Source organism: Chitinophaga sancti, from assembly GCF_034087045.1.
Lineage (GTDB): Bacteria > Bacteroidota > Bacteroidia > Chitinophagales > Chitinophagaceae > Chitinophaga > Chitinophaga sancti_B.
Genome location: NZ_CP139247.1, coordinates 2,571,883 through 2,593,238 on the forward strand (window position 1 = coordinate 2,571,883; position 21,356 = coordinate 2,593,238).

The window sequence follows — 21,356 nt, forward strand, 5'->3', positions numbered from 1 at the left end:
TGATACCATGTACATACCCAATATTGAATTGCAGCCCGCTACTTCCATCAGGGCATTTCAGGAAAAAGAAGTCCTTCACCTGCTGGGTTACCTGCGGGAATTTTCACCTTTTTACCGGAATTGGTTTGCCGAACATGGCATACAGCCTTCCGACGTAAAATCGCTGGATGACCTCTGGCGGATTCCACCTGTCACGAAAGAGCACCTGCAAGAACAGAACTGGGATTTTCTGTGCGTGGATAAAAGCAAGATTGCTGAATATACCACTACCTCCGGTACCCTGGGCAGACCTGTGATCATTGCTTTGACACAGAAAGACCAGGATCGGCTGGCGTATAATGAATACATTTCTTTTTGCTGTGCAGATGGTACTGAGAATGATATCTTTCAGCTGATGCTTACGCTGGACAGGCAGTTTATGGCGGGGATGGCATATTACAATGGTATCCGTAAGCTGGGGGCCGGTGTATTGCGTGTGGGGCCGGGTGTACCTTCTCTGCAATGGGAAAATATACAGCGGATACAGCCTACCACAATAGTAGCGGTACCTTCATTTATTGTGAAGCTGATTGCATTTGCAAAAGAACATAATATCGATATTAACTCGTCTTCAGTAAAAAAGGCGGTGTGTATAGGGGAAAATATCCGTAATGCGGATTTCACTTACAATGTATTGGGCAAGAGGATTACAGAGCAATGGGATATCAAGCTTTATTCTACCTATGCCAGTACAGAAATGCAGACGGCATTTACGGAGTGTAATGCAGGTCATGGAGGGCACCATCATCCTGAGTTGCTATATGTAGAACTGCTGGATGAAAATAATCAACCTGTAGGCCCTGGCCAGGATGGCGAAGTGACGATTACTACACTGGGTGTAGAAGGGATGCCATTGCTGCGCTACAAAACAGGAGACATTTGCCGTTACTTTGAAGAACCATGTTCCTGTGGTCGCCAGACGAAGCGTTTATCACCTGTGATAGGGCGTCGTAAACAGATGATCAAGTACAAGGGTACAACGTTGTATCCACCTGCGCTGTTTGATTTGCTGAATGATATGGAAGAAGTGAGAGAGTTTGTAGTAGAAGTATTCTCCAACGAAATAGGCACAGACGAGATCTTACTGCACCTGTGGCCAATACAGGAATCAGAAGATATAGACAGAAAGATCCGTTCTTACCTACAAGCCAAACTGCGGGTAATACCTCAGATCAGATATGTAGGGCAAACGGAGATCATGAAGATGCTGATGCCTGAAGGGCTACGCAAACCCGTGAAGTTTGTGGATAACCGTGGTTAAAAGCTCACAGATACAGCGGCTTTCGGATTATCCAGTTTATTGCTTTTTCTTACACCATCCCGGATCACATGGATCATGTTGATCTGGTTGGGATGCTCGCTATAAAGGATATCGTCTTTGACATTCACCTGTTTAAAAGGAGTGATGTTCTGTGCCACCAAAAAGCACCAGGCCGCTTCTTCTTCAATTTTATAACCGAGATAGGTAAGCTTTACGGCTTTTCCATCCACATTGATATATAAATGTTTATTGATATAGCCGGCGATGAGGCTATCTATTTGTGCCTTATTGGTTGGGTGGATGATGTCCAGCGGGAGTTTTGATTCCTTTTTCAGTACATTTTCCAGGTCGTCGGCAAAGATCCGGCAGCTGACCTGGACCTCGTTTTTAGCCTTTACATGCTCGATTTCAGTGACACTCACATAGAATGGGTGAAACGCGAAAAAAGCCCCCAATAACCATTTATATAATATTAAACCCACTTGCCTAAAAAATTTTAAATATTAGCAGTATCCTTGTATAATTACCAAAAATAGGAAATTGTGAGCACCGAATTCGGGATGTATTTTCAAATGGGGTGGCAGCATATCATTGCCTGGGATGGCTACGATCACATCCTGTTTATCATGGCGTTGTCCGCTATTTATATGCTGCAGGACTGGAGAAAAGTGCTTGTTCTTGTCACAGCTTTTACAATTGGTCACGCCATCACACTGGTTTTAAGTGTTGCAAACGTCGTATATATCCAAAGCAGTCTGATAGAACTGCTCATACCAATTACTATATGGATTACTGCTCTTTTTAATATGTTTAAAAAAGAGCTGTCGCCACAAAGAGTCCAACTGAACTATCTGTTCGCATTGTTTTTCGGTCTTGTTCATGGTATGGCCTTCTCTGCCTACCTGAAGAGTCTGATCGGCACACAGGAAAACATCCTTACACCCTTGCTGGCTTTCAATCTGGGGCTGGAAGTAGGGCAGATGATGGTCGTAGCAGGCGTATTATTACTGGCCGGTATTATTGTAAATGTTACAGGGGTAAAACGCAGAGACTGGAATATTTACCTCTCTGCAGCCATCTTTGGTGTAGCCGTTCTGATAACCATTGAAAGATGTAAAGAATTTATAACAAAATAGACAGGGACAACCAACTGTCAGCAGATTACTTATGAGAAAAAAAGCAATCAAATTGGCTCTGGCGGCCTGTTGTATCACTGCCGGTGCCAGCGCACAATCTTTACCACCTACCGGCTCTAACCATGGTAATAAGTTTGAGCAATTAGGAACCATTCTCCAGACGCCTAACGAATACCGTTCTGCATCCGGTGCACCAGGTCCTAAGTATTGGCAACAAAGAGCCGATTACGATATCTCCGCTACCCTGGACGATGAGAAGCAAAAGCTGACAGGGAAGGAGACCGTAACCTACTACAACAACTCTCCCGATCCGCTGACGTACATCTGGTTGCAACTGGATGAAAATGAGCACAATCCAAAAAGCGATAACAACAGCTTTGACGGTAGCGCCATTAAGAGCAGAATGACGATGAAGGATGTAAAGCAGATCCTTGGCCCACGCCCTGGTTTCGGTACCAACATCGTAAAGATCACCGACGAAAGCGGGAAAGAGATTCCGTATACCATTAACCAGACCATGTTGCGTATGGATCTGCCACAAACCCTGCAACCGGGCCAGAAGTTCCGGTTCAAGGTTGAATGGTGGTACAACATTTCTGATCGTATGATCGAAGGTGGTCGTGGCGGCTATGAGTACTTCCCTGAAGATAAAAACTACCTCTACACAATCACTCAATGGTATCCCCGCCTGGCTGTATATTCTGACTTCCAGGGTTGGCAGAACCATCAGTTCACCGGTCGTGGTGAGTTCGCACTTACTTTTGGCAATTTCCATGTAAGCATGAATGTACCTGCTGACCACATCGTAGGTGCTACCGGCGAATGTCAGAATTACAAAGAGGTGCTGACAGGTGCACAGTACCAGCGCTGGCAACAGGCACAGAGTGCAAAAGAGCCGCTGGAAATCGTGACGCCTGATGAGATGAAAAGTAATATGGGCAGCCATTCCACCGCACGTAAAACATGGGTATATAACGCAGAAAACGTGCGTGACTTTGCACTGGTATCTTCCCGCCGCCTGGTATGGGATGCAATGGCCACAAATGTAGAAGGCAGGAAAGTAATGGCCATGTCTTATTATGGTCCTGAAGCTTACCCGCTGTGGAAACGCTATTCGACGAAGGTAGTTGCAAATACCCTGAGGGTATATTCTAAACATACGATTCCATACCCTTACCCAGTAGCGATTTCAGTAGAAGCTGCCAATGGTATGGAATACCCGATGATCTGCTTTAACTATGGCCGTACTGAAAAAGACGGTACCTATTCTGAAGCAGTGAAGAATGGTATGATAGGTGTGATCACCCACGAAGTAGGCCACAACTTCTTCCCTATGATCGTAAACTCTGACGAAAGACAATGGACATGGATGGATGAAGGGCTAAATACTTTCTGCCAGTTCCTGGCCGAGCAGGAGTGGGATAACAATTTCCCTTCCAACCGTGGACCTGCCTACAAGATTGCAGATTATATGCGCATGCCGAAGGATCAGCTGGAACCTATTATGACCAACTCTGAAAACATTGAGCAGTTTGGTCCGAACGCCTATGCTAAACCTAGTACAGCACTGAATATACTGCGTGAAACCGTGATGGGGCGTGAACTGTTTGACTTTGCTTTCCGTGAATATGCACGTCGCTGGGCATTCAGGCATCCTACACCTGCCGACTTTTTCCGTACGATGGAAGATGCTTCTGCAGTAGACCTGGATTGGTTTTGGAGGGGATGGTTCTATGGTATTGAGCCGGTGGATATCTCTATTGATAGTGTGAAGATGTTCCGTTTGGATACAAAAGAGCCACAGGTAGCAAAAGCAGAAGCGAAAGCAAAATATGATCGTAACGCAGACCATATTTCCCGCGCACGCAACAAAGCAGAGGGCATGAAATTCGTAGCAGAACAGGATACTGCATTACAGGATTTCTATTATAAATGGAATCGTTTTGATGTAAGTGAAGAAGATAAAAAGGCGTATGGTAATTACTATGCAGCCCTGAGCCCTGAAGAGAAGAGACTGTACGATAGCAAAAAGAACTTCTACCAGGTATCATTCACGAATGTAGGTGGGCTGGTAATGCCACTGATCATAGAATGGACATATGCAGATGGTACGAAGGAAACAGAGCGTATTTCGGCCTACATCTGGCGTCATGATGAAAACCATGTGACCAAGGTATTTGCGAAAGATAAAGAAGTCGTATCTATTAAACTGGATCCACAGCGAGAGACAGGTGACATAGATGAAGCAAATAACAGCTGGCCAAAGGCATTGACACCAACAAGGTTTGAGTTGTTCCGCAGCGAGCATGCAGTAAGAGGTACTTCCACAGGAGGTAACCCAATGCAGGAGGCTCGTAAATAGTAGTTATAACTTATAATAAAAAGCGCTTTTGCCACCCGGTAAAAGCGCTTTTTTTGTTTATCCCCATTTATAAATACTTAACAATTAGTTAAGGTATACTAAACAAATTGTTAAAACTCCTTTTAGATCTTTGTACCCATCATCACAGGGATTGTAGTAGATAGCCATCATAAATTATCTAAATCAATTAAATCGCTTTATAGTAGTAATTCACATCAACTAAAAAACAGTTATGCCAAAAAGATGTAATGCATTCGCATGGATGTTAATGGTAATGCTATTGTTACCTTTTTCCACCCTTGCGCAAAAACTAATAAATGGCCATGTATTGGCTAAATCAGACCAGACGCCCATTCCCAGTGCGACGATCATTGTAAAAGGCACAAAAAACGGAACAGTATCCAACGTAGATGGGAGCTTTGCTATCCGGGCACAGAAGGGAGATATATTAGCTATCTCTGGTCTTGGTATCACTCCATCTGAATTTACTATAAATGGTGAGGACATCACGATCACAGTTGACGCCAGCACTAAAGACCTCAATGAAGTAGTGGTAACCGCTACCGGGGTAAAAAAAGAAGTAAAGCGGCTTGGATATGCTATCCAGGACGTAAAAGCCAATGATCTGACACAGGCCCGCGAACCCAGTGTACTCAATTCACTGAAAGGAAATGTAGCGGGTCTCTCTATAAATATTACACCTGAAATTGGTCACTCACCCGGCGTAATTATGCGTGGTGATGGTAGCCCAATGTATGTGGTAGATGGTGTACCATTAAGCTCTGATACTTACAACATCAACCCGGATGATATCGAAAGTTTCACTGTGCTGAAAGGACCTAGTGCTGCGGCATTATACGGCTTCAGAGGTAAGAATGGTGTGATCATAATCAACACTAAAAAAGGTACTAAAAATAAACGCGGCTATACCATTGATGTAAACAACAGTACACAGTGGAATGGTGGTTTCATTGCGCTCCCTAAATACCAGGATGAATATGGTGCAGGTGAATATGGTAAATATGCATTTGGCGATGGCAAGGGTGGGGGTGTAAACGACTATGACTACGACATATGGGGCCCTAAGCTGGATGGTCGTATGCTGCCACAGTACGATGGTGAATATGATGCAAACACTACTTATACTACCAACTTCGAAGATGGTACATCTTTTCAGGGTCATATCAAACCAACTGCCTGGACGGCGCGTGGTAAGGATAACCTGAAACGCTTTTTGCAAACAGGTATCCTGAACAGCACCAGCGTGGCACTCAGCTCTTCTACCGACAAAGCTGACCTGCGTTTCTCTATGGGTAACAGTTACCAGAAAGGCATCGTACCCAATACACAACTGAACAACTTCAATGCTTCTGCCAGCATTGGGTATAAATTTACAAAGCGTTTCTCCATTCAGACCTATATCAACTACAGCCGCCAGTCTACGCCGAACATTCCGGATGTAAACTATGGTCCTAACAGTATCATCTACAATATGATCCTGTGGGGTGGTGCGGATTGGAGCGTAGACGATATGCGTGATTATTGGCAGCCAGGTAAAGTAGGTGTTCAGCAGAAATACGCTGAATATTATCGTTATAATAACCCATGGTTCATGAGTTACGAGTGGCTGAGAGGTCATTACGTAAATAACGTAAATGGTTATGCAGCGTTGAACTATAATGTTAATAACAACATTGATCTGACTTTACGTCCTAGCATAACTACTTACAACTTTACCAATACAGAGAAACTGCCTTATTCTGCTACAGTATACGACAGACCTGAGCATAAAGGTGACTACCGTGTGGATAACCGTTCTCTTTTCGAATCGAACGTAGAGTTTCAGGCTAAGTACCATAGAAACGCTATCCTTGGTTTCCTCGATGTACAGGGCATGTTTGGTGGTAATGCCAGAACCTTCCGTTTCAATTCAGAGTATACTACTACCAACTATCTGAATGTACCTGGTGTATATTCATTTTCTAACTCACTTAACTCTGTACAGGCAGCTTCTTATAATGCTGAAATGTTGGTGCTGAGTGGTTATTATTCACTGGATCTGGGTTACAAATCTTATGTGACTGCCAACATTACCGGCCGTTTCGATAAGTCTTCCACACTACCGGCTGAAAACAATACTTATTTCTATCCTTCGTTCAACCTGGCTACTGTGATCTCTGATTATGTGAAGTTGCCAAAAGGTATTTCTTTCCTGAAAGTACGTGGTTCATTTGCCAGCAGTAAGTCGGGTGGTACTGATACCTATTTTGCGCCAAATGTATCTAACCTGGCAGGTGGTGGTTATGGATATACTTACTATTCTCCATACGATGGTCCAGGATACGATTTCTCACAGACTTACACCCTGCAGCCTTACTATAGCAATCAAAACAGCGCTTCCTATACCAATACCCTGGTGGGTAACAATATCAGAACTGCTGAAAGAAAAGCTTACGAAGGAGGCCTGGATGTACGTTTCCTCGAAAACAGACTGAGCCTGGATGTAACCCGTTACCGTTACAGAGACGACCTGATTTATACAGCGGATGTTTCTGAATCAACAGGTTATTCACAGTTAATCAAGAACCAGGGTAAGACACAGAACGACGGTTGGGAAGTAACACTGGGTGGTTCTCCTATCCGCAACAAGACTGGTCTGAACTGGGATGTGAATGTAAACTGGTTCAAATTCGTACGCAAATGGATTGATAACCCAAGTGGTGACAACTGGGTACATAGCGGTACCCGTACTGACCTGGTGTATGACAATGCATTCGTTCGAACTTCTGGTGGCCAGTTAGTCATCGACCAGTCATCTGGTTTGCTGCTGCGTTATACTGACCTGGGTGTAAACGCCAAGAAAGTGTATGGTCACTCAGATCCTGACTGGCAGTGGGGTATCACCAATACTTTCAGTTACAGGAACTTCTCTTTCCGCTTCAGATTCGATGGTATGGTAGGTGGTGTGGTACACGACTACGTACGTCAGAAATCCCTGCAGGGAGGTCGTCATATCGAAAGCACACAGGGTAAATTTGGGGAAGCACGCCCTGACGACGCACTTGGGTCTGCTGGTTTCTCCTATGTGGGTGAAGGTGTAAACCTGACGGGTGGAACCATTTCATTGGATCCGATCACAGGTAAGATCACTAACGAAGAAGAACTGACTGTATCTAAAAATGCGACAAAGACATCTGTACAGCAGTATGTAACCAGGATGGCTTCTATTCATGACCTGAACAATATCAAGAAAACATATGCTAAACTGAGAGAGGTGACCCTCACTTATCGTCTGCCTTCAACCCTGATGGGTGGCCGTCTGTTCCAGCAGGCATCAGTTTCTTTGGTAGGTCGCAACCTGTTGTATTTCTTCCCTAACCGCTACAAGGATATGGACGTAGACCAGTACACACAGGATAGTGGTTCTGGCCTGCAGACGCCTACTACCCGCAGTTATGGTGTGAACCTGAATATCACTTTTTAATACCCGAACACAATGAGAAGATATCAGCATATATTAATCATCGCATTGAGTTGTCTGATCATGACAGCTTGTAACAAAAAAATCGAAGAACTACAGGCCAATCCGAATGAGCCGGGTAGTGTCACAGCAGAGTTACTGCTGGGGGCTGTACTGACTGATATGTCGGGTACGCAGGATGATGGTTCACTGGAAGGCTATGGATCATGGGGCGCCGTACATCGCTGGAACCAGTACTTTTGCCGTAACTATGAATATTATGGTGATAACCAGTATGGTTGGTCAAGTGGTAGCTTTGATAGCTACATCGTACTGAAAAACGTAGTACAGATGGAGAAAGAAGCCGCCACCCGTGGTGCAGATTCTATCAATCCTTATGAGTCGATTGGTAAATTTGTACGTGCATACTACTATTACAACATGACCTCCATGATGGGTGATATTCCTTTGGATGGTGCAGTGCAGGGTACAGCTAACCTTACCCCGGCTTATGCTTCACAGAAAGATGTATTCACCTTTGTACTGAATACACTGGATACTGTGAATAACCACCTGACTACACTGATCAATGCTGGTGATAATACCATCAACGGTTCTACACAGGATATCTATTATGCAGGTGATCTGACCAAATGGCGCAAGCTGGTTAATTCCTTCAAGCTCCGTGTATTGATTAGTCTGAGTAATAAGACGTCTGACAATGAACTGAATGTGGTATCTCAGTTTGCCACTATCATCAATAATCCTTCAACTTATCCGATCTTCACCTCTGTAGATGATGATTTCAAATTCACTTATGTAGAAACCTATAATGTTTATCCACAGAGTCCTAATAACTTTGGATCCGATGCACAGCGGTACAACATGGCGAATACATATGTGCATAACCTTACTGATCTGAACGATGCACGTGTGTTCATCACCTGCGAGCCGGCATGGAATATCATTGCTACAAAAGGTTACAGCGCGGTGGATTATCGTTCATTTGTAGGCGCGAGCACAGGTGAATCCATTGCGAACATGTATTCTGATGCCATTGCTGGTAACCTTTCCCTGATCAATCGTAAGCATTATTATGAAACTTACACTGGTGAGCCGGATGTATTGGTAGGTTACAAAGAAATGTGTTTCAACATTGCAGAGGCGATCAACAGAGGCTGGATCAGTGGTGATGCCGAGACCTGGTATAATACAGGTATTACAGAGTCTATGAAATTCTATGGTATTACCGCTTCACAGACCAGTTATACAGCTTATTTCCTGAAGTTTGGTAGCTCACTGGGTGATTATACCTCTTATGCCTTTACGTTCGATTTAAGTACCTATTTAGCCCAATCTTCCGTGAAGTATGCAGGTGCTGATGAAGGGTTGAAACAGATCCTGACACAGAAGTACATTGCCATGTTCCAGAATTCCGGCTGGGAGGCTTATTTTAATTATCGCAGAACAGGAGTACCTGTTTTTGATGAAGGAACTGGTATCGGGAATAATGGAGTGATTCCAAAGAGATGGGGGTATCCAAGTTCGGAACAGAACCTGAATGCAGCTAACTGGAAAGCAGCGCTGAGCAACCAGGGATTGAGCAGTGATGATATTAACGGATCAATGTGGTTACTCAAGTAAATAAACAAAAGCCGGACCTGAACAGGTCCGGCTTGTTATTGCTGCTTTTTATAGCGGTATAGATGGCTATACATAAGTTAGTTCATCACTTATCCCACCACACTTTCGTCATCAACGAATTACTACCCTGTCTTGAAATCGCCTCCTGATAATTCGTTGCATTGCTAGCCGCCTCTGATGCAGGATACAACATCCTCCTTGGAATCTGTCCACCAGTCGCATTTCCCACATAATTTACCGGTGTTAATTCCGGATATCCACTCCTCCTCCAGTTCGCCCACACTTCATACCAATCCAGCAGGCTTGCAGCCCAATACTGCGTATTAATTTGGTTGTAACCATCAGCATCATTATAAGGATGTGCTGTCAGGTAAGTTTGAATAGTCGTACTGCTGATGGCCGCTGACGCATCGTACTGCGCCAGCTGACCCATTGCAGCGCTCACCCCATTGGCATAATGTGTCGCGGCATTTGCTCCCACATTCCAGCCTCTTTTGGCAGCTTCTGCCAACAGCAGTTCTACCTGTGCATAAGTAATTAAAAAAGTAGGTCCATCCAGCTTCAGAAATACGTTCTTATTCAGTACTGAATACTTTTTCAGATCACCGGGATAATTCGGCGCCTTCGTAATATCTGTAGCACTTGATGCGCCGTTTGTATCAAATCCATTCGGCATACCCAGCTGATCTGCCGCTGCCGTGCTACCTGTAGCAGGAACGGTACCGATGTATGCAAGACGGGGATCATTGGTATTGCGCAGAAAATCAATGAAAGTTGTACCTAAACTTGCTTCACCTGCATTGCCGATTGCATTCCACTCACCAGAGAGGATGTTACTGTTTCTGTTCACAGTGGTTCTACCACCTGCTGCATCGTGCAGGATATAGGCATTCTCACTATTGTCAGCAATCACACCACCGGCATAAGCTTTTTCTACTACCTGTTGTGCAGTGGCTACATCTGCTTTTGTAAGACGCATCCCTATTCTCAGCATGAGTGAATAAGCCAGTTTTTGCCAGTTCTTTACCACTACTGTTGCCGTGGAACTACCTCCTTTATTGTAAATAAGGTCGCCCTGTCCCGGGATGGCTTTCGTGGCATCCAAAGCTTTGGCCGCTTCGTCCAGTTCTGTCACCATATTCGTATAGATGTCCTGCTGCGCATCATACTTAGGTGCATAGTTCTGATCACTATATCCTTCACCCGCTTCAGAATATGGAATATCTCCATACACGTCGGTCAGGCGCTGGAAGATCAGTACCCTGGCAATGCGCGCCATGTTATACTGGTTGCTATAGTATGTATCATTCTTCGTGAGGCGGATCACATCTGTGATGTATTTCACCTGGTCGGTGTATGCCTTATCAAACAAGGCATTGGACCATGCATCATTCTGCATATACTTATCACCTGCATACCAGGATACGTTTGACAACTGTTGCATCATCATCGCACAATAGATGATGTTCACACGCCAGGTATCATAACTGTAATCACTGTTACCAGTATATTCCAGCAATGCACGGGTAAAGTTGTACTCAGGTACACCCGTGTTCTCACTGGATTTATTCTTATCTGTATTAATGCTTTCAAAGTTCTTGGTACAAGCTGGCAACAGCATGATAGCAGAAAAAGAAAAAGCAATTATCTTTTTATATAGAGCGTTCATTGCAGCTGGTTTTAGAATTTAACATTCAGGTTAACGCCAAAGGATTTGCTTGTAGGCAGACCGGCATATTCAAGACCCTGCGCATTACTATTGCTATAGTTGGATTCGGGGTCAATGTTAGGTGTAGACTTCTTGAAGTAGAACAGGTTGCGTCCTACCAGCGATACACTCACACCATGCAGTTTGTTGTGCAGGGTGCTGGTGCTGAAGTCGTACGTAAGACTTACAGAACGGAACTTGATGAAGTCCGTCTTATATACATGCAGGGCAGAGATCGTTGCCAGCTGGCTATAATAAGTCTGTGCAGTGATGTTGGTAGTTACGGGTGCACCGGAATCATCTACACCTGTTACAGTAACCCCTGTCTCACGACCTGGCAATGTTTCTTTCTGCAGCCCATATCCGTACGCGTTCGCATTTGTACCTGAGTAAATATGACCACCTGATTTAAAGTCGATGAGGAAAGAAAGATGGAATTGTTTATAAGCCAGATCATTGCTCCATCCTCCGCTGAAAGGCGCTACACCTGTACCAGCACTCACCAGTGCATCTGTACGTTGTGGCAGGCCGGAAGCATTCACTACCAGGTTGCCTTTTGCATCTTTCTTATAATCGTACACCATGATCTGTGCATATGGTTTACCTACCACATGTTCTATGAAAGCAGCTTCTGTGCGGGATTCCCCGTTTTCTACCACCATTTCATTCTGACCCGGTGCCAGCTGGATCACCTTGTTTTGGTTATGGGCAAAGTTGAATGTCGTGGTCCATGTCAATGCACCGGATTTTATAGGCGTACCACCGATCATTAACTCAATACCCTGGTTCTGCAATTCACCCACATTCACGAGAGCGCTGGAATAACCAGACCCTAATGATACGGTAGCAGTCACGATATCGTTCGTGGCTTTCTTGTTATAATAACTGAAGTCAGCAAACACACGGTTGTTGAACAACTTGAATTCAGCACCCACTTCCAGTTCTTTTACTTTCAGTGGTTTCAGTGCCTTGTTAGGAATCTTGTTGTCAATGTCCCCGATTGGAGCACCGTTGACGGTGCTACCCAGCGTGCTGTAGTACAATGCAGTTTTATATTCATCCGCATCACCACCTACCTGTGCAAAACCAGCACGGAGTTTACCGAAGTTGAGCCAGTTTGCTTTTACATTTTCAGAAAAAACATAAGAGATAGTAGCAGATGGATAATTGTAGGAGTTATTTGCCGCTGGCAGGGTACTGCTCCAGTCATTACGATCTGTCAGGTTCAGGTAGAGGAAGTTGCTGTAGGCCAGTTCCAACGCACCATACACAGAATGTACTTCTTTTTTGTATTCAATGATAGTACTGTTCTTCGTACCTGCAGTAGATGGATTGTACACGAATGGGAAAGCGAAGTTAGACGCCGTCACATCGTTCACCTTATCATTCTTTTGCAGGAGGTTCGCACCGGCATTGAGGTTCATGCTCAGGTTGCGGGTGATGTTTTTATTCACCCCAATCAGCACGTCTGCGTTCATTTCGTTGAACTGTCTGTTACGCTCCAGGTCTAAGCTACCCTTAGGGCGGTAAGCAGTACCAGTCGGCGTAATAGAGGTGGCATTGAAACTGAAGAAGTCATTTGCCACACGACCCTGTATGTACAACCAGGAAGTAGGCGCATAGCGTAAACTGGTCATACCAATCACGCGGTCCTTCTTTGTATTGTTGATAAAGCGGTAGGCGGCAAAGTAAGGATTGGTGCTGAACAGGTCACTGCTAAACACGGTTTCGTTGCCCTGTGCATCATAGCCCGGTGCCAGGTAAGACGCTTTCACATTCGCTGGCAGGAAGGCGATGGCATAGTTACCATTGCCGGGTGCATCACTCAGGTTAGAGCGATTGTTGGTCACTTCCTTGGCGTATGTAATGTTGGTTTGTCCACTCCATTTGTCAGACATTTTGTAATTGAGGTCCAGGTTCACGTTGTCGCGGATGTACTGTGTATTCGGATAGATACCGTTGCTACGCAGGTCTCCGAGGGCTACACGATAAGTGGTTTTATCATTACCACCAGCCACAGAAATGGTGTTGCTGAGCGTATTCCCTGTTTTATAGAAATCTTTTAAGTGGTTACCTTGTTTGGAGTAGGGGTGTGTCTGTCCGTCGAAGAGGGTCACCGCAGAGCCATCCAGTTTGGTACCCCAGCTGGAAAGACCACTGTTCAGGGCAGACTGTTTATCAGTAGGATGTGCCCCCTGAATACCCTGTCCGTATACATCCTGAAAGTCGAGGAAGTCGTTCACTTTATCCACCGTGATATTGCTGTTCAGTTCTACTGCCAGCTGACCGGCTTTACCTGATTTGGTAGTGATGAGGATCACACCATTTACACCACGCTGGCCATAGAGGGCAGAAGCAGCAGCGCCTTTCAGGATGGTCATATCTTCGATGTCATCAGGGTTGATGCTGGATATACCATCGCCAAGGTCAGCGCCACCCCACATGGTAGCAGAACCAAGGTTCGCATTGTTCATGGGGATACCATCTATTACATAGAGCGGCTGGTTGTTGCCACTCAAAGAGGAGTTACCCCTGATGGTTACGCGTGATGAGCCACCCGGACCTGTGGAAGGAGGGGTGCTGTTTACACCGGCTACGCGCCCTTCCAGTGCATTGGCCACGCTGATTTCGCGGGCTTTGGTCATATCTGCACCTTGTACTTTGGATACGGCATAACCCTGACTACGGGCTTCTCTTCGTATACCAAGTGCAGTTACTACCAGTTCATTAAGGCCTTTTACAGTTTCTTCCAGAACAATGCTGACGGTAGATTCAGCGCCTACAGTGATTTCCTTAGGGGTAAAGCCAACGTAAGAAAATACCAGTACATCGCCTGCCCCTGCGGCAATGCGGTAAGTGCCGCTGACATCTGTTTTAGTACCCTTGTTACTATTTTTGAGCGTTACGGTCACACCAGGCAAAGGATTGCCCTGAACGTCACGCACAATACCCGTAATGTCTCTTTGTTGCCTTGCAGCATAAGTTAAAAGAGAAGGAGCTGCAACGGCGGTCTGTATGCCGGTTGCGAGCATGAGGCCCAGCACAATGCCTGCGGCACTGCATGCTTTTGTCAAACGTAGTGTACGTTTCATAGATACTGCCTTTAAAAATTGACCTAAATGGATGTTGTTTCCCATAGGAATGCCAGTGGATGTATTACATCCAGGCAATTCCAACGTAACTGTTAGTGAATTTTGATTGTCGATTTTAGATTTTGGTTGATAAGCAGTATGACATAATCTTTTCAGCTATGGGCCCGTGTAGCAGAAATAAAATAATGTGATACAATGCGCCGTTAACTGCGCATTTCACCTATACCATTGCGATGTTTTACTAACATGTTCAATACGTGCTGCCCTGATTCCCCCTTAGTGTCTACAGGATTTTTTTCAGGTGCATAATGAGGTGTCGTGTGGAAATTAAAATAGTACCATCGTGGGAGAAAAAAATATTTTGATCTGGCTGCGGTCGTTTTTTTAGTAAAGTAAATTTATGGCAGATCCCACCATAATCTTGTTCCCCCATTATCTGCTCCCTTCAATGTTGCTACCGCTCTGTTCACGCCCGCCTGATTCGTAGTATATTCAAATTGTATAAAAGGTATCCTTCTTATAAACGTTTCCGTCGGTATCTTTCCACTACTATTATTTACCACAATGGGAAATAGCTTCGGATACCCCGTACGCCGAAACTCAGACCACGCCTCCTGTCCATCTGGAAACATGGCGATCCATTTCTGTGTAATGATCCTTTCCAGCTTACAGGCCATCGTTGCATTGGGGTCCCACTGAATGGTAATTTTACTTAAAGGGGAGTCAATATTATTCAATGCATTTTGAGGATCGACATAAGCCTTAGGTACGTAAGTACTATTGTGAATATAATTATTATAAGCTGCTGTAATTCCATATTGCTGGAAAGACATATACACGCCCAGTTCATAATTGTCCTGTACACCACCAGCACCTTTCCATCCATACAAGGCGGCTTCTGCTTTTAAAAAATAAGCTTCTGCTGCTGTTAATAACTGAATATGCGATGGCAGCAATGCCAGCTTTGAAAAGCCTATATACACGTCTTTACCGGGAATGGCAATCCCGTTCCTGATGCCATGATAAACAGAATCTTTTGCTTCGGTAGAATTGAAATAGAACGGCAACCGGGGATCATGATACCCTGTCAATATAGATTCCATTGGCGCGCCCATCCTGATATCATTCCAGGAATTACAAATCACATTCACCGGGTGCGTAGCCGGACTGATATCAATATTGAAATTATCTGCCACTGTACTGATCAATCCATAAGGATGAGAGAGGGCTGCTTCACCTTCTTGCTGTGCCTTGACAGGATCTACTTTGGAAATACGGATCGCCAGCCGCAAGCGCAATGTATTTGCGAGTTTCACCCACTTCTTATAATCCCCTTTATATGACAGATCGAAGTCGGCAAACCGCCTTGTACCTGTACTATCTGCAAAATTGGAGAGCGTTGTAATGGCAGAATCTAAATCGTGAAAGAAGGCGGTATAAGCATCCTGCTGAGAATCGTAATCAATACTATGATCGTCATTGATCATAGCATAATGTGTATAGATCACCGGTCCATAGATATCACTGATGCGGTGCATGGCTATCACTTTCAATAGCTGTGCCCATGCATAGAAGTCTATATACTTCCCCCGTGCATTGTCCATCACAAATTTGCAGTTAGGCATTACACTGCCATAAGCAGTGAGCCATGCATCGTCATTCCAGCTATCCAGCAGGTCATATGTCATATTATTCCTGTTGTCCTGAAAGGGATTAGGTGTCATCATGTATCCTGAGAAAACATCACCCATCAGGTTCTGCTGTAATTGTGCCACACTTACATCACTGCTGGATAATATATTCAGCATGGATTGGGTAAGCGGATCGCCCAGCAGCTTAAAATCTCCTTTCAGCTCATCGTCATACAGGTCATAAGGGTTCGTATTGATCTCTTCAAATTTGCTTGTGCAGGCAGTAAGCAGCAAAACCACCATACACACCAGAATCATGTTACGCATAGAATCGTTTTAAAATGCAGCCTTCACATGTATGCCAATACTTCTTGTAGCCGATACTCCAAATACATCAATGCCCTGCAATCCATTTCCACTGCTCATTGCCACTTCCGGATCAAAGGGGGCTTTCAGTTTAAAGAAGAACAGGTTCCTTCCCAATAATCCTATTTGCAGGCGGTTGACGTATTTGTTTTTGACTGGTACTTCATAAGTCAATGACAGTTCTCGCAATCTTATATTGGTAGCATCATACATATACATTTCTCCGATGCCGGCTCTGCCCCCTATGGTGGAGAAGAACTTACGGGCATCGTATGGTACGGTGAGAGGCACTCCATTTTCATACACCGCATTCAGCGCTACACCACCGTTATCTCTGGCTTTGGCACTACGCTCACTTACTCCGTAATTGTCCAGCACAGAGCTGGTCACACTCATAACTTCGCCACCTAAGCGGCCGTCTATGAGACAGCTGAGTGTAAAATGCCTGTATTCGAGGGTATTACTCCAACCGGTGATCAGGCGTGGATTGGGGTTGCCTACTTTTTTGAATACATTTCTCGTCACGAGGTTGCCCTGTTCATCTATCACATACTGGCCTTTCTCGTTTTTATACAGTTCTTTGTTGGTATAGATATCACCCCAGTTGCCACCTTCTTTAATAAAGGAGCCATACATGTTGGTATTGAAGTCAGTGAGAATATAGTAGTTGTCAGGACCAGCACCGGGAATGGTATTGCTGCTTAGCTGTTTCACCCTGTTACAGTTTACTGTACAATTGATGGTCGTAGACCAGCGAATATTACTATGTTGTACAGGCACTATGGTGAGCGTGGCCTCCACACCTTTGTTCTGGATGTTTCCAAGGTTCAGGTAGTAGTAGAGATAACCGGAACCGGAAGGTGCACGCACCTCCATGTATTGTTGATAGTTATTGTTCTTATACCAGGTAAAGTCAAAGCTGATCCTGTCTTTTAGTAATCTGATTTCCGTACCGGCTTCCAGCGAACGGTTATCCTCCGGTTTCAGGTAAATACCAGGATAAGGTGTACGTGTATTGAAATTCACTCTTGATACACCAGCAGTGGTTTGTAGGATAAACCTTGCAGGCCGGGAGGAATAAGGAGCAATGTCATTCCCTGCTTTTGCATAAGAAAGCCGCACCTTCGCAAAGCTGATGACAGCAGGTAGTTTTACCAGTTCACTGATAATGGTACTGATACCTGAAGAATAATAAAAGTATCCTTTGTCTTTGATAGGAGTAAAAGCAAAGGTGCTGCTCCAGTCATTACGACCTGTGAGGTCTAAAAATATACTGTTTTTAAAATGTACCTGTGCACTCCCAAACAGCGCCTGTAGTTGTTTTCGTTCTACACTTTGCTGTGCATCCAAGGCATTGGGTGCAATGTTTTTTACAGAGAATTGATTGGCTACGATCAATCCTTCTGCCGCTGTGGCATTTGTGCTGATCAGGCTCCTGTCGTGTGCCCTGATATCGGTGATGCTGGCACCCAGCATGCCTTGTAGTTTCCAGGAGGGGCATACCTGTCTTGCAGCAGTCAGCATCATATCTGCATAGAACTGTTTGTTACTTTCTTTTTCAAGGGTATACCTGCCATTGGGTGGAGAGAGTACTTGTTGGGTGCCTGCATAGGCTTTCATTTCGTATTGGTCGTCGCTCTTATCAAAGTTAGTTCTGCCCTGTAATGTGAGCCAGTCATTGAAGCGGTATCTGGCAGAGAGAGAAGCCAGTCCTCTGTAGCGGTTATCTTCCCGTTCATCTCTTTTCTGGATCCAGTAGGGGTTCTGTTGATCATCCTGTCCGGTCCAACCCCGGCTATTGTTGATATTCCACCAGTTCTGCATATACATGTTTTTGCTATTGTCAAAGTACTGGTAGTCTTTGTAACTGTTGAAATCCAGTCCTCGTGGAAATGTGTATAAACCAGTAAGCGGGTTAAAATATAAACCACTTGAGGGCCTGTTTACAGCATATTGTACCAGGTAAGAGATGTTCGCATCTATATGTAGTTTATTTTCCAAAAGGTTGCTGGTGACGCGGATATTGAAGTTATGTTTTTGTAGTCTGTTGATGGGCATGATGCCCCTGTTCATGGTATTAGAATACGATATGTAATACTGTGATTTCTCAATTCCTCCACTGATAGATAATCCATTCATAGAAGTCAGTCCTGTGCTGAAGAAAGGTTTCACATGGTTTTTGGCATGAATAGGTGCACCCCAGCTATCGGCAGAACCGGCTTGCTTTTCATCAGTATAAGGAGGCGTAGTTTGTGCATAGCGATATTGCAGGGCGGGCAGGAGCAAAGGTGTTTCTGCCGTAAGGTCAGAAGATACTTCAATATGTCCTTTGCCTGAATGCCCTTTTTTAGTCGTGATCATGATCACGCCATTTGCTGCCTGGCTACCATACAAAGCTGCCGCAGAAGCACTTTTTAGTACACTGATGCTTTCAATATCATCGGGGTTCAGGTTTGAGATCCCATCACCGCCATCACGACCACCATTGCCGGTGATACCTGATGATTCACCCCAGATGTCAGTAGGTTGAGAAGGGGTGAAGTTCGCCATTGGTACACCATCAATGATATACAAGGGTTGATTCTCGCGGGTAGATTTATTTCCTCTCAATACCACTCTTGCAGAGCCGCCGATACCAGAAGCACTTCTGTTGATCATCACACCGGCTATTCTGCCTGAGAGGTTATTGATCACATTGGCATCTTTTACGGTGGAGATATCATCGCTGTTGAGTAAACCGGTAGAGTAGGGGAGTTCTTTATTATTTTTTGGAATACCCAGTGCGGTCACGATGAGTTCATTCAGCCCTTTTATATTTTCAGTAAGTGTGATATCGAGTTTAGTAGTCGCTACCGGCACCATTATTTCTCTGTTGATATAACCTACAGAGCGGAAGATGAGCACATCGCTCAAACCGGTATTAATTGCATAATACCCTGCATCATCTGTCTTCACACCTCTTGTGGTGTTTCTGATCATGACTGTCACACCGGGTAGTGGTGAACCATGCATAGACACCACTCTGCCACTGATTTCCTTTTGCAATGCTATGGGGTTATGCAGCTGTATATTTTCTGGTACAGTGCTCACAACCACATTCTCGCCTCTGAGTGTAAATTGATAACCAGTCAAGGCAGACAGCTGGTCCAGTGCCTGTGCCAGGGTAAGATTGTTACAATTGAAAGAAACGGGTTTATCCACATCAATGGTGGCTTTATCATAGTGGAAACTAATCTGTTGCCTGGCGGCAATGGCACCCATAATTTCCGTGAGGGGTTTGTTATGAAGTGAAATGCTGATCTGGGCAACAGCTTTCCTGCCTGGTAATAGTGATATTAACAGGAATATTACGACAATACATACTTTCATTAAGTATGATCTTCCCTTCATTTCAGCCCCGGTGATTTTAACATAGTAAAGCAGCAATAAACATTTATGGGGCTACCCAAATACTACATGCAGGAATGCTCTGGGGAGCGAATAATAAAATAGCTGGGGTCCTCCGTTTTACGGGAGGAACCTTTGTAATAGTACCAAAACGTGTTAGATGTTAAAGGGCCGTTACATGTGTATACGGCCACCTGATTGTAGTGCCGGGGCTAACCCCATAAATTATTTCTTATTTTTTAAAGTTACAGTGTCACGCGCTATTGACCAGGACAGAGATTCAGTCAGACAGATTGTTTCCAGCACATTTTGCAGGGTTTCCTGCCGGAAGCTACCGGTATAGGTCCATGCTTTTTTGTCGCTTTGGTTGATGACGGTTACGGCAAAGGTGTTTTCAATGGCATTGCGCACTTGTTCATACGAGGCATCTTTGAAAACCAGGGTACCTTGTTGCCATCCGGTGGCTTCCGGGGTGCTAAAGGTAGTTCTGGTCACTTTCAGGCTTTGCAGGTCATAACTCAACTGTTCACTGGATTCGAGTACTACAGGCTTAGTGCCGGTAGCGGATACTTTTACTTTGCCACTTAGCAGGGCCACGGTGATTTTCTGTTCGTTGCGGTAAGCGCGTATATTGAAAGAGGTGCCCAGCGCTGTTGTACTGAGTCCTCCGCTGTGTACGGTGAAATGGTGTGTGGGGTCGGGGGCTACGTCAAAGAAGGCTTCTCCGTCTTCCAGGTAGAGGTCGCGCCCTTCGCTGAAGTGTATAGGATACCTGAGGCGGCTACCGGCATTGAGCACGACGGTGCTGCCATCTTCCAGTTTAAGGTGTTCGGTTTTACCTTTTACGGTAGTGACGATATAGAATCCGTTGATAATTTCTTTATGGTTGTCAACTTTGGCCATAGCGGCTTTGTCCGCAGGTATTGCGGAGCGGGTATAGTGCTGGAAAAACCAGCTGGCTGCAGCTACCAGCATAGTGATAGCGGCTGCGGCATAGTACCACGGGCGCAATGAACGCCGGCGGGCCACGTTGACATTTTGTTGCAGTGCAGTGTGTACATCTGCGAGATCCTGCTGGATGACAGTGTCTGGAATGTGCGAAACAGGCTGTTGTATCCCTTCAAACCACTCTTCTATCAACTGTTTTTCCCCGGCTGTGGCCTGTCCTTCGTTATAACGTTCCAATATGTGCTTTATCTGATCAAGGTTCACAGCGTTGTAATTTAAAATAATGTCCTAATGTATCAATGTTTGTCCCTAACGTTAGTGA

Annotated in this window: 11 protein-coding genes; 5 read left to right on the forward strand and 6 right to left on the reverse strand. The window is 44.9% G+C overall.

Translation table 11 applies throughout. The annotated features are described in order from the left end of the window. Positions 1-7: 7 nt before the first annotated feature. Positions 8-1,300, forward strand: coding sequence for a phenylacetate--CoA ligase family protein (locus tag SIO70_RS10790; protein WP_320580875.1), 1,293 nt, complete (start codon positions 8-10; stop codon positions 1,298-1,300). Here the strand turns inward: SIO70_RS10790 and SIO70_RS10795 are convergent. Continuing rightward, positions 1,297-1,782 carry a DUF6702 family protein gene (locus SIO70_RS10795; protein WP_320580876.1) on the reverse strand — a complete coding sequence of 162 codons (486 nt, stop codon included), beginning with the start codon at positions 1,780-1,782 and terminating at the stop codon, positions 1,297-1,299. The two genes, SIO70_RS10790 and SIO70_RS10795, sit on opposite strands and share 4 nt — an antisense overlap. A 60-nt stretch (positions 1,783-1,842) precedes the next feature. Between SIO70_RS10795 and SIO70_RS10800 the strand changes: the two genes are divergently transcribed. The 4 genes from SIO70_RS10800 to SIO70_RS10815 all read left to right on the forward strand — a co-directional run bounded on the left by SIO70_RS10800 (position 1,843) and on the right by SIO70_RS10815 (position 9,902). After that, positions 1,843-2,436: a HupE/UreJ family protein gene (locus tag SIO70_RS10800; RefSeq protein ID WP_320580877.1), complete on the forward strand. Its 594-nt coding sequence runs from the start codon at positions 1,843-1,845 to the stop codon at positions 2,434-2,436. 31 nt (positions 2,437-2,467) lie between these two features. Continuing rightward, the gene (locus SIO70_RS10805; RefSeq protein ID WP_320580878.1) at positions 2,468-4,798 is read left to right on the forward strand and encodes a M1 family metallopeptidase; all 2,331 of its coding nucleotides are present in this window, start codon (positions 2,468-2,470) and stop codon (positions 4,796-4,798) included. Positions 4,799-5,030: 232 nt separating this feature from the next. Further along, the gene (locus SIO70_RS10810) at positions 5,031-8,282 is read left to right on the forward strand and encodes a SusC/RagA family TonB-linked outer membrane protein (RefSeq protein WP_320580879.1); all 3,252 of its coding nucleotides are present in this window, start codon (positions 5,031-5,033) and stop codon (positions 8,280-8,282) included. A gap of 12 nt (positions 8,283-8,294) precedes the next feature. Further along, on the forward strand, positions 8,295-9,902 hold the full coding sequence (locus SIO70_RS10815) for a SusD/RagB family nutrient-binding outer membrane lipoprotein (RefSeq protein ID WP_320580880.1): 1,608 nt from the start codon (positions 8,295-8,297) through the stop codon (positions 9,900-9,902). Between the two features lie 85 nt (positions 9,903-9,987). On the opposite strand, the gene SIO70_RS10820 is transcribed toward SIO70_RS10815, so the two are convergent. The 5 genes from SIO70_RS10820 to SIO70_RS10840 all read right to left on the reverse strand — a co-directional run bounded on the left by SIO70_RS10820 (position 9,988) and on the right by SIO70_RS10840 (position 21,298). After that, positions 9,988-11,571, reverse strand: coding sequence for a SusD/RagB family nutrient-binding outer membrane lipoprotein (locus SIO70_RS10820; protein WP_320580881.1), 1,584 nt, complete (start codon positions 11,569-11,571; stop codon positions 9,988-9,990). An 11-nt stretch (positions 11,572-11,582) separates the two neighbouring features. Continuing rightward, a complete protein-coding gene (locus SIO70_RS10825; protein WP_320580882.1) occupies positions 11,583-14,702 on the reverse strand; it encodes a SusC/RagA family TonB-linked outer membrane protein in 3,120 nt (1,039 codons plus the stop codon). A gap of 398 nt (positions 14,703-15,100) precedes the next feature. After that, positions 15,101-16,660 (reverse strand): RagB/SusD family nutrient uptake outer membrane protein, encoded by a 1,560-nt coding sequence (locus SIO70_RS10830; RefSeq protein ID WP_320580883.1) that lies wholly within the window; start codon positions 16,658-16,660, stop codon positions 15,101-15,103. Positions 16,661-16,669: 9 nt separating this feature from the next. After that, positions 16,670-20,089 carry a SusC/RagA family TonB-linked outer membrane protein gene (locus SIO70_RS10835; protein ID WP_320580884.1) on the reverse strand — a complete coding sequence of 1,140 codons (3,420 nt, stop codon included), beginning with the start codon at positions 20,087-20,089 and terminating at the stop codon, positions 16,670-16,672. A 222-nt stretch (positions 20,090-20,311) separates the two neighbouring features. Next, positions 20,312-21,298 (reverse strand): FecR family protein, encoded by a 987-nt coding sequence (locus SIO70_RS10840; RefSeq protein WP_320580885.1) that lies wholly within the window; start codon positions 21,296-21,298, stop codon positions 20,312-20,314. Positions 21,299-21,356: the final 58 nt, after the last annotated feature.